Source organism: Streptomyces sp. NPDC060205 (assembly GCF_042728395.1).
GTDB lineage: Bacteria > Actinomycetota > Actinomycetes > Streptomycetales > Streptomycetaceae > Streptomyces.
This window is the reverse complement of the sequence record NZ_JBHWZP010000067.1, coordinates 24,003-34,516: the sequence shown is the minus strand read 5'-3', so window position 1 is coordinate 34,516 and position 10,514 is coordinate 24,003. Positions and strand designations below refer to the sequence as shown.

The following is a 10,514-nucleotide window of genomic DNA, read 5'->3' as shown; positions in this document are numbered from 1 at the left end:
CTGCAAGACCTCCTGCGGTGCTGGACCGGCACCTGCACCACCTGCGGCCAGCTACTCAAAGCCAACAGACGCAGAACTTAACGAAGCACTACTAGGGCCTGTCCGGCGGATCTTGTGACCGTCTCGGTCTCGGTTCGTTGGCATGGTCATGGGGCGGGGAGATCTCACAAACGAAGAGTGGGCTCGGCTGAAGCCGCATTTGCCGGAGTCCGGGCAGCGCGGCGGTCGTTGGGAGAGCCATCGCAGGGTGGTCAACGGGATTCTGTTCCGGCAGCGCACCGGGGTGCCGTGGCGGGATCTGCCTGCGCGTTTCGGCAGATGGAAGACGGTGTACGAGAGGCACCGGCGCTGGTCGGCGGACGAGACATGGGACAGGATCTTCGCGGCCGTCCTGGCCCACGCCGACACGGAAGGCTGCATCGATTGGTCGATGGTGAGCATGGACTCCACCACTTGCCGGGCCCACCAGCACGCCGCCGGAGCGCGCAGGAGACCGCCACGGCTGCCGGGAAAAGGACGCACGCCCCGGCAGCACCGCCCCGACGAGGGGCTCGGACGCTCCCGGGGCGGCCTGACCTGCAAAATCCATCTCGCCGGTGAGGGCGGACGCCGCCCACTGGCCCTGTTGATCACTCCGGGCCAGTGGGGCGACGCCCCACAGCTCATCCCGGTCATGGAACGCATCCGCATCGGCCGACCGGGCGGCGGGCACCCACGCACCCGGCCGGACCACCTTGGCGGCGACAAGGCCTACTCCTCCCGTCGCAACCGCCGCTACCTGCGACGACGTCAGATCAAGCACACCATCCCCGAGCCGAAGAATCAGCGGGCCAACCGCAAACGCCTCGGCAGCAAGGGCGGCCGACCCGCTGGCTTCGACAAGACGATCTACAAGCGGAGGAATGAAGTTGAGCGGACGATCAATGCCCTGAAGAACTTCCGGGCCGTGGCCACGAGGTTCGACAAGCGCGCCTACGTCTACCACGGCACCGTCACCCTCGTCTCAATCCGACTTTGGCTCCGCCGATGACCCGCTGGACACGCCCCTAGGCATGGTCGAGTTGGTCGGCCAGACCGGCCAGATCGTCGGCGCGCAGGTCGAACCTGTCCGAGGAGGTGGGCGGGTCGCCGACGGGGCGGGCGACGTAGGCGGTGCGCAGGCCGAGGCCCTGTGCTCCGCGCAGGTCCCAGGCGTGGGCGGCGACCATCAGCAGCCGCTCCGGCGGTCGTCCGGAAACGGTGACGGCCAGTTGATAGACCGCTGGGTCCGGCTTGTAGGTCCGGGCGTCCTCGGCGGATAGGGCCTGGTGCCAGCGCAGTCCGGCGTGGGCGTTGAGTCCCAGCAGCGCCGTCCGACTCGCGTTGGAGAGTCCGATCAGCGGGAACCGTTCGGCGAGTCGGGCGAGCCCTGCCACAGTGTCGGGCCACGGCGGGAGCCGGCGCCCTGACAGGGCCAACGCCGCTACGGTGGTCGGGTCGTCGACTCCGGCGGCATCGGCGACGAGCTGGGCGGCTTCCAGTTCGAGGACGTCGCTGGTGAGGTAGGCCCGGGCGCCGTCGAGGATGCGACGTTGCTCGCGGTCGGTGTGCTGCTGCCACAGCGATAAAAGCTGCTCGACCCTGGGATCGTCGAGCGATGGGTCGAGTGCACGAATTCCGGCGCGGATCCCGGAGGGTTCGTCGACGAGCGTGCCGAGCACGTCGAACACGACGGCATCGATCTCTGGCTCTGACATGAGAGAGGTCTCCTGGACGAAGCAAGGGCGTAAGAGTGGCTGTTAGCCGAACGCAGCTGGAAGCCACCTGGATTCCCGAACCGCACAGCCTGTGCGGCAACCGCATCAACGTCGCCAACCACCGCGCCCGCCAAGCCGCAACGCACGACCGGCGCGGCTACTTCCGACTAGACCTCGGAGCGACCGGCAGCTCAGAGACGCGGCGTGGCTCCGTCCATGATCCGCCGGACAGGCCCTAGGGACCTCTCGGCGTTGAGGTCGTTGGCATAGGGCGACGGGCCGGGGTCCAGGCAGAGGCCGGCGGAGTCGCTGGCTTCGGCCAGCGGCACCATGTGGTCGATGTCCAGGCCGCCCGGCGCGGTGCCGGTGACGCCGTCGTAATAGGAGAACCACTCCCCCGCCGTCACCTTGCAGCCCGCCTCGACGGTCGGTTCGGTACGCGATTCGGCAATCAGTACCTCGGCGCGGGTGTTGCACGAGTCCCGGTCGGCGTCGACCCAGTGCTTGAAGCTGGACCGCTGCTATCCGTCCCGGGATTCGGCGGCGGACGGCAGCAGGTCGACGGCATCGGCGAGCGGGAGCGGCGCGGCATGCTGTGCGGCAGCAGCCGGCGTGGCGGGGGGGGCAGGGCGAGGAAGGCGGCGGCCAGCAGGCCACGCAACAGGATCTTGAGCATGCTGCGTTGATATCGGGCCGCCAGCACACCCCGGGCCCCGAACGCGGCCTGCGTCGTCGGCCAACGTGCGGACATATCGGTTATGCACCCGCTCAGACGTGTGACTGAAGTCCGGACACGCCGCCACCAACTCGCGGTACGAGCGGCGATACGGACCACGCCGCCCTCCGACCACACCCCTTCCACCAATCACCGCATCCAGGTGCGGAGCCAGAGTTCGTACGAGGTCATCGCACTCGCCGATACTGCCGCCATCTATGACGGAGTGTCACCGGCGCATGGCGGCACAACCCCGCTGCACGGAAATATTGCAAGGGCCACGATCATGTGTACGCCATCAACATCTGTCGTGCTTCGGCTCAGATGGCCGGGAATTCAGTGGTCTTTCGCTCCTACTTCAGTAATCCAGGTCGAGGTAATCAATGTCGTTGATTTCTACGTCGGACAGCTCTGTAGCGCGGCTTCCGCCGTCCTGGAAATACACTTCTTTGAATCCTTCGGCGATGATCCCGCGCATCTGCTGGTCGCTGGCGCCTGCGTTGCGGGCGTCGAACAGGCGCTGTGCGTAGGCCGGGGGGAGGTGCACGGTGAGGCGGCGGAAGCGTCCGTCGTCGGTCGTGCCGACGGGTGCGGTGTATCCGAAGCGGGCCCTCGTTTCCACGGTGATGCCGCCGGAGGTGGCGGCCTGCTTCTGCCGGCGCTTGCGGACCTGCGGCTGCCAGCGCTGGCGTACCGCGTCGTTGATCTTCGCGGCGACGTCGGTACGGGCGTGCTTGCGGGCGCCGCGCCGGTACCGGTTCACGGAGTCCGCGGTGACCCCGATCTCCTGCGCGACGGCCTTGGCGCTGCCGAGCTGTTTGAGCAGGTAGCCGATTTGGCCCTTGAGTGTCTTGGGCGGCTCGCGGGTGAAGCTCTCGCGGTCGGCGCGTTCGATCGCGTCGTCGATCTCCCCCACGGCGCTACTCCCCTTCGTCCAGGACGGCGTCGCCGCCCTTGATGTGGCGGGCCGGATTGTGGCCCTGCTCCATCAGGTCGACCGCCCACATCATCGGCTGGACGCCCTCCAGTTTCGCCAGGCCGGGTGTGGGCCCGAGGCGGAACCCGCCGGGCTGCGGCTTGCCGGACTCCGCGTACGGGAGGAAGTCCAGCGGGCTCTGCCCGGGTGAGGGGTAGACGACGCAGTCGGAGAGCACTGCGAGGGGGTACAGGCCGGTCAGTTTGACCATGTTGTTGAGTTTGCGGTGCATGTTCACCCGCGCCTTGGAGATGACGGCGGCCCGGATGTCGGGGCGCCAGGTCGGTCGGCTGAGGGCTGGCCACTTCTCGCCCTGCTTGTACGCCCTGCCCTGCGGCCGCTCGCGGAGCTTGCCGACCCCGCCTTTGACCGTGGCCTTGATGGCGGCGAGGACGGCGGCCATCGCCGGGTCGGCCTGCTTGTGCCGCTCCATCGCGGCGAGGAACTCAGCGTCGGACAGGTCCCGGGTGACCCCAAGATCGGCGAGCGTGTCGACGTAGGCGGTCTTGAGACGGTCGTGCCACGGATCCAGGTACGCGCCCGTCTCACGCCGCAGGTACGCCTCGATGGGCTGGACGTTGTGGCCGAGCTCCTGGGCGTAGGCGACGGTGTGCGTCTGGTACCAGGCCGGGCCGGTCGGGCGCTCGCCGGTCGGGGTGAACGGGGAAGGCAGACGCGGGTCCAGTTCGATGTGGGAGAGGTCGACGAGCCAGGAGCCGGGGATCTTCGGGTTGAATTGCGGGTGGTGGAAGTGGTCGGGCGCGCTGAGGCCGACGGTGAGGCGGGCCGCGGCGGCGAGGAACGCCGTGTTGAGGTCCAGGCCCACCGCCCACGGCAGGGCCGCCTCCTCCCCCGTGAGGTGGTCGACGTCACGCACCCACTGGTACGCCTCCTCATCGAGGAAGCCGCCACTCCAGCCGGAGTTCACGACGACGGGGTGCTCGGCGGTGGCTTCCGGCGGCGCCGGGTCCACCGGCTCCGTGCCCAGCGAGCCGGGGTTGTAGCCGGACACCCAATTCCCGGTACCCGGATCCTGCACGGCCTTCGTGGGCGGGCGCAGCGCCGTCATCAGCTCCAGGCCCGAGACGGCCGTGGAGCCGCGGGGGGTGATGACGCGGGTCGCGTACACACCCAGGACGCGAGCGATGTCGGCCGGCTCCATCTCCGTGACACCGGGCCAGGAACGCTCATCGAGCGCGTCCCACGACAGGATCGCGAGCTGCACGCACTGGCGCTCGCGGCCCTGCGCCTTGCGGTAGATCCGCGCCCACGGCCCGAATCCCCGCTGCGTTAGCTGCCACTTCGCCTTGACGACCTGCTTGACGACCGGGTGGTCCTCTGGGAGGCGCAGGGAGCGGCGTTGCTCGTGGCCCTCCAGGCGCTCGGGCAGCCCGAGTTTCACCGCGGCGGCCGCCGTCAACACGATCAGCGGGTCGGAGTCCTTGCCGTACCGGTTCAGCTTCGCGGCCCCGAGGCCGGACTGACGCAGTGTCCACTCGACCAGGTCCGGGATGGTGGAGGCGGGGCAGTCGAGGACGATGCCGTCGACGCCGTACGCAGTGCCGTCCCCGTCCACGACCGCGAGCGGGCCGTGCGGGAATCGTGGATCGGTCCCGACAGGCTTGGCGGCTCTCTTGGTGGCCGGGCGGCGCGACGTCGCGGCCGGACGGGCAGGACGCTCCTGCTCCCGCGTGACCTGGACGGCGGGAGTTTTCACCGGCGCGCCCGGCGCAGCCTCGGTGGCTTCGGGAGCGGCAGGGCCGGCAGATGCGTCAGGAACCGGCGTTTGCGGCACGGCGGGGAGTGGAGCCGGCACCGGTGCGGAAGTCGGAGGGCCGTGCGGCGAGAAGCGCGCCGCCCATCCGGTGAGCAGCCGCTGATACGCCGACAGACGCGGCTCTTTGGGCTCGGAGCGGCCGTTCTCCCAGTTCTTCACCGACTGCGTCGTCGTTTTCAACGCGATGGCGAGGCGGGCTTGGGTGATGCCGGCCATCTCGCGCAGCCGGGCCCGCTCGGCGGGCGGCGGGAGCTGCGGTTCTGCCTCCAACAGTGCGTCCACCGACGCGAACAACTCTTCCTCAGACGCCATGTCTCGATCTACCTCCACCACCGACACTAGCAGACCTTTAACCCAATATTTAACCTCGCGGTTAACCTTCCATGGTTTGAGGTAGAGTACTGGGACTGGCATCACCTGCCACAGGTCCGGTTGGTCCGGCACCAGGATGCCGCTCTTGGTAAGGAGCGGGGATGACGGCACGCCAGCTCGCCGCAACCTACGGGACAGCAAGGACACTTACCCGGAGCGGCTCGACCGCTATTGGTGATGTAACGCGCAGGAGAGGGGCAGTTCTTGAGCGGGGTCAAGCTGCGCAGCCACCAGGTCGAGGCGGTGGCCGCGATCGTGCGCGGTCTGGACGTGCCACGGGGCGGCATCCCGGCGGGCGGCCTGCGCGGGCAGGTGCACGCCGCGTGCGGCACGGGCAAGACCCTCATCGCCGCCGCCGCGGCCAGACGTCTCACCCCCAAGGGCCGCACGCTCGTCCTGGTTCCGACGCTGGATCTCCTCTCCCAGACGGTGAAGGCATGGCACGACGCCGGACACCGCGGCCCGGCCGTCGCGGTGTGCTCCCTGCAGGACGACCCGGACCTGTGGAACCTGCGGGTGCACTCCACCACCAACCCCGTCCAGCTGGCCCTGTGGCACAGTTCCGGGCCCGTCACCCTCTACGCCACCTACGCCAGCCTGGGGGTCCTGGCGGAAGCGTTCGAGGGTGTTTACGGCCAACAGCTGGATCCCGTAGACCTCGCGGTAGTGGATGAGGCCCACCGGACATCGGGCTCGATGGGTAAGGCGTGGGCGGATGTCCACGACCAGAACGTCATCCCGGCACACCGGCGGCTGTATCTGACCGCGACACCGCGGATCTGGCAGGACCGGCCCGACCGGGAAATCGCGGAAGGCGTACGGGACCCGCTACCGCGGGAGATGGCCGCCTCCATGGACGACGAAAAAGTCTTCGGGCCCGTCCTGTACAAACTCTCCCTCGCCTCCGCCGTCTCCCGCGGCCTGCTGGCCCGCTACCAGATCATCGTCCTGGAACTCCAAGACCCCGTAGTGACGCCCGAGCGGCTCATGGGCCAGGACCGGCGCAGCGAAGAAGTGCGCGGGCAGCGGATCGCAGCCCTGCAGGCCGCACTCCTGCACACCATGAGCCGGCACAGGCTGCAGACGTGCATCACCTTCCACCACCGCACCATCGAGGCACAGGCCTACGCACAAGGCCTGCACCAGGTCGCGGCGAAACTCCACGCCGACCAGCCCGAGACCTACCCCTCGAAACTCTGGGCAGACTGGCTGTGCGGCGAACACGCACCCCAACACCGCCAGACAGCCCTCAACTCCTTCGCAACCACCGCACAGCGAGCCGTGCTCTCCAACTGCCGGGTCCTGGGCGAAGGCGTCGACATCCGGGCAGTGGACAGTGTCGCCCTCCTTGATCCGAAGGGCGCGCCCCACGACATCGTCCAGGCCATCGGCCGGGCCCTGCGGCAAAAACCCGGACAGGGCAAACTCGCCTCCCTGATCGTGCCCGTCTTCCTCCAGCCCGGAGAGCAGCCCGAGGACATGTTCACCTCAGGGTCGTACCGGCCGCTGGTGAAGGTGCTGGAAGGGCTCCGCGCCCATGACGAAGAAGCGATCGAACTGCTCGCGATTCCGCAGGAGCCGCAGAAAGACGTGGCGCAGCCGTCCGTACACATCGGTGTCGCACCGGAAGACGGTCAGGAAGAATCCCGGCTGCTCCTCCGCTTCGCCGCACCCCGGGACCCCGTGATGGTCGCCAACTGGGTGTCCTTCAACGTCATCGACACCGAACGACAGGACTGGGCCCGCGGCTGGGCAGCACTCAAAACGTTCACCGACCGGGAGAATCACGCCCGAGTCCCCTACGGACACCGCGAAAACGCGACACCCCTTGGACAATGGGTCGCAGAACAACGACGCGCCTACAGCGCCGGACAGATGACCGGCCAACGCGCCCGCCGGCTCGAACAACTCGGCATGGTCTGGTCACTGGCCGACGAACGCTTCCAGGAAAACCTGGAAGCCGCCAAGGCCTACTACCAGCAGTTCTGGACACTGTGCGCACCCCGCTCCGCCAGCATGCTGGACCGACCACTGGGAATGTGGCTCGCGAATTTGAGGCGGCCCGGTGCGCTGGACGGACACCCCGAATGGAAAACCGCGCTGCAGGCCGTGGATCCGGACTGGAACCCGGCGTGGCCGGCCGACTGGCAACGCCACTACGCCGCACTGCGTGAGCTGATGGCCGACGAAGAGGGCCAGACCGACGTCCTGCCTGGCGTCACCGTCCACGCCATGGACATCGGGCGATGGCTCGCCCGGCAACGCGCGACGAAGATCTGGCAGGCCCTGGCGGACGGACAGCGCGAACGCCTGGAACAACTCGGCATCACACCTCCGGCCCCGGAGCCGGAAACGCCCGCGAAAGCGTCCACAACACCCGTAGGAGCCTTCGAACGGGGTATTGCGGCCCTGGCGCAGTACAAGGCCCGTACCGGATCCGTGACCATCCCACGGAGTCACACGGAACGGCTGGAAGACGGCACAGAAGTCCGGCTTGGGGTGTGGATCATGAACCAGAAGGGGCGTCGGGCGAAGCTCACCGCGGACAAGCTCCGTCAACTGGCCGCCCTCGGACTGGACTGGGCCACGAACTGAGACTCCGGTGCGGAGGGACGTCGGCGTGTTGTGGGATGAAGCAGCGGCGGTGGGCCGACCCCGGGGCACTCGGTCGCGAGCTGACCTCCTGAGCTGTCCGGGGGAAAGTGACCGAGGTCCGTAAAACGACTCACGGACCTCAGCCGACAGACCCCCTGATTGAGCGATCGCCTTCCCCACCCACACGTCATCCACACCGCAAGTCATGACCGATGCTCGTTGGTCGCAGACGTAGCTGTGGCCCTATGTGCCGACCACCGCCAAGATCCATAGCCATGCCTGCTCCCCGCACCCGCAGGGATGGCCCCAAGGCACCGGTACGGTCCTTGCCCCAGCCCGACCGCTCCCCACGCCCGCGAGGACGGTCCCAAGCTGGGCGCCGGGCTGGTGCCCACGATCAATTGCTCCCCACACCCGCCGGGATGGTCCCCGCCCGCCGCTGGGGACAAGCCGAGAACAGCGCTGCTCCCCGCGTCTGCACACCAGCCTGTGGTCCAGGCCGATGCGGACCCTCCTGGGCCTGTGCGGCAGCCGGTCGGTCAGATCCCGGCCGAGCTCGGCTGATTGGAGCCCGCCAGCGTGCCGCTGTCCTCCACGCCGACTGCCGGCCCGGTTGCGGGAGACCAGGCTGGGGATGCCCGATCATGCCGGTCCGGATGCAGGAGGTGGAGGTCATGGCCGAGGGAATACCGGCCGCGGTGGCGTCCTCGCGCTGGGCTCCGGCCGCGGACCAGCTACCTCGTGATTTTGCAGAGCTCGCCGGGCCTGTTCACGGGGCGGTGACGTTCCCGCTGCATCTGGCGTGGTCGGGGCTGCGGACGTTCGACCTCAGCGACGAGAAGCTGCTGCTGGGGATGTACCGGATCGTGCTACGCAACGGCCACCGCGAGGATTACGCCCACTACCTGAACGCGGCTGTGCTTGACAGCCGGTGGCCCGTGCTGCGCAAGATGCTCGGCCGCGGCGTGCGTGGCGTGTGGGAGGAGCGTTTCCCGCGGTTGCGGTCGGCGCCGACCGCGTGAGCCTGCGGGCCTGCCGGAGCATCACCAGCGGCTGCTCGCCGACGCGCTCACCGCTGGGCGTCCGTACGGGCTGGCGTTGATAGGCGGCTACGCCATCCAGGCGCACGGCATCGCGCACCGGCCCAGCCAGGACCTCGACGTCGCCACCGAGCACCCCGCCGGCATGACGGAGATCGTCGAGCAGCTCACGGGTGCGCTCACCGACCAGGGCTGGCGGATCACCGTCGTCGATGTGGCACCCCTCAAGGCCCGCTTCCTTGCCACCGATCCGGCCACCGCCGCCAGCTGCGAGGTGGATCTGCTCAAGGAAGTGCTGTGGCGCCCGCCCGTCGTCATGGACATCGGCCCCGTCCTGGACCTGGACGACCTCATCGGCACCAAGGTCCGCGCGCTGGGCGATCGCGGGCTGGCCCGCGACGCCATCGATGTCCACGCCGCCCGCGACCACTACAGCCTTGCCGAACTGGAGACCCTCACCGCCCGGCGCCCGGACGAATTCGACCTCACCGAACTCCACGACCGGCTGGAGAGCCTGGAGTGGATCAGCGACGCCGAATTCGAGGCCTACGGCATAGGCATGCCCCGCATCCGCGACGTCGCCCCGGCACACCATCACCCCGAAGGCCGGACCACAGCACGCACAAGGCGGCTGAGTGGGCACCACGCTGGTTCAGATAATCGTGGCCGACCGACTCGACATCACCGGCAGCCGGTGGACCGTCCCCGGAGCCCAAGCCGTCCTGACCCTGCGGGCCCTGATCGGCAACGGCGACTTCCCGCAGTACTGGACCTTCCACACCCACAGAGAACGCTGGCGGACTGGTTCGAGCACGGATACGATCTCGCGCCGATCACGACCGCGCTTGTAGCTGTGGTGCAGGCGAGCGAACCCCTGGCAGCCCGACTGGTGCTGGCGGTAATCGAGCAGATCGTTGCCGATGAACACCCCGACGATCATCCGGCGGGGCTGACTGATCTGGCTTCCGAGATTGTCACCTCTCAGAGTGGGCTCCTTCGGATTCGGCTGGAGTGCTGTCTGGCGGACCTGGCCATACGAGCCGGACAGAGCCCGGAAGAGGCCTACGCCGACCTCACCAGGCGCGCACTGGGCGGCCGCATACCGGAACGGCTCGCGGTCCTGGTGCACATCCGCCACGCACGCCCACTGGCCATTGCAGACCTCGGAAACGAAGCCATCGAGGTCTACCGGCGCGCCGTACTGGCCGCTACCCGAGAGAGCCTGGGAGGCGACGCCCGGCATGCACTGTGGTCCATTTGCTTTCTGTCCGACCAGTACAACGGCGGATTCAAGGCATCGTCC

The 10,514-nt window shown here is 68.4% G+C and carries 7 protein-coding genes and 2 pseudogenes; 5 read left to right on the top strand and 4 right to left on the bottom strand.

The window, feature by feature from the left end; all coding sequences use genetic code 11:
• The first annotated feature begins 148 nt into the window (after nucleotides 1-148).
• Nucleotides 149-1,030, top strand: a complete 882-nt coding sequence (locus ACFWGJ_RS14775; RefSeq protein WP_387323844.1) for an IS5 family transposase — start codon at nucleotides 149-151, stop codon at nucleotides 1,028-1,030.
• Nucleotides 1,031-1,046: 16 nt separating this feature from the next.
• Here the strand turns inward: ACFWGJ_RS14775 and ACFWGJ_RS14770 are convergent, their stop codons facing one another.
• The 4 genes from ACFWGJ_RS14770 to tap all read right to left on the bottom strand — a co-directional run bounded on the left by ACFWGJ_RS14770 (nucleotide 1,047) and on the right by tap (nucleotide 5,516).
• Nucleotides 1,047-1,736: a haloacid dehalogenase type II gene (locus tag ACFWGJ_RS14770; protein WP_387323842.1), complete on the bottom strand. Its 690-nt coding sequence runs from the start codon at nucleotides 1,734-1,736 to the stop codon at nucleotides 1,047-1,049.
• Nucleotides 1,737-1,927: 191 nt separating this feature from the next.
• Complete coding sequence (locus ACFWGJ_RS14765; RefSeq protein ID WP_387323840.1) at nucleotides 1,928-2,143, bottom strand: hypothetical protein; 216 nt, start codon at nucleotides 2,141-2,143, stop codon at nucleotides 1,928-1,930.
• Nucleotides 2,144-2,809: 666 nt separating this feature from the next.
• Nucleotides 2,810-3,367 carry a telomere-protecting terminal protein Tpg gene (gene tpg, locus ACFWGJ_RS14760; RefSeq protein ID WP_387323838.1) on the bottom strand — a complete coding sequence of 186 codons (558 nt, stop codon included), beginning with the start codon at nucleotides 3,365-3,367 and terminating at the stop codon, nucleotides 2,810-2,812.
• 4 nt (nucleotides 3,368-3,371) lie between these two features.
• Entirely contained in the window at nucleotides 3,372-5,516 is a 2,145-nt protein-coding gene (gene tap / locus ACFWGJ_RS14755) for a telomere-associated protein Tap (RefSeq protein WP_387323836.1), read from the bottom strand.
• Nucleotides 5,517-5,780: 264 nt separating this feature from the next.
• On the opposite strand from tap, the gene ACFWGJ_RS14750 reads away from it, so the two are divergent.
• From ACFWGJ_RS14750 to ACFWGJ_RS14735, 4 genes and pseudogenes are all read left to right on the top strand, one after another.
• Nucleotides 5,781-8,171, top strand: a complete 2,391-nt coding sequence (locus ACFWGJ_RS14750) for a Helicase associated domain protein (RefSeq protein ID WP_387323834.1) — start codon at nucleotides 5,781-5,783, stop codon at nucleotides 8,169-8,171.
• A gap of 674 nt (nucleotides 8,172-8,845) precedes the next feature.
• On the top strand, nucleotides 8,846-9,193 hold the full coding sequence (locus ACFWGJ_RS14745) for a hypothetical protein (RefSeq protein ID WP_387323832.1): 348 nt from the start codon (nucleotides 8,846-8,848) through the stop codon (nucleotides 9,191-9,193).
• Nucleotides 9,141-9,719: pseudogene (locus ACFWGJ_RS14740) on the top strand (nucleotidyl transferase AbiEii/AbiGii toxin family protein); the annotation flags it as partial. The gene ACFWGJ_RS14745 and the pseudogene ACFWGJ_RS14740, both read left to right, overlap by 53 nt.
• A gap of 151 nt (nucleotides 9,720-9,870) precedes the next feature.
• A pseudogene (locus ACFWGJ_RS14735) lies at nucleotides 9,871-10,062 on the top strand (hypothetical protein); the annotation flags it as partial.
• Between the last annotated feature and the right edge of the window lie 452 nt (nucleotides 10,063-10,514).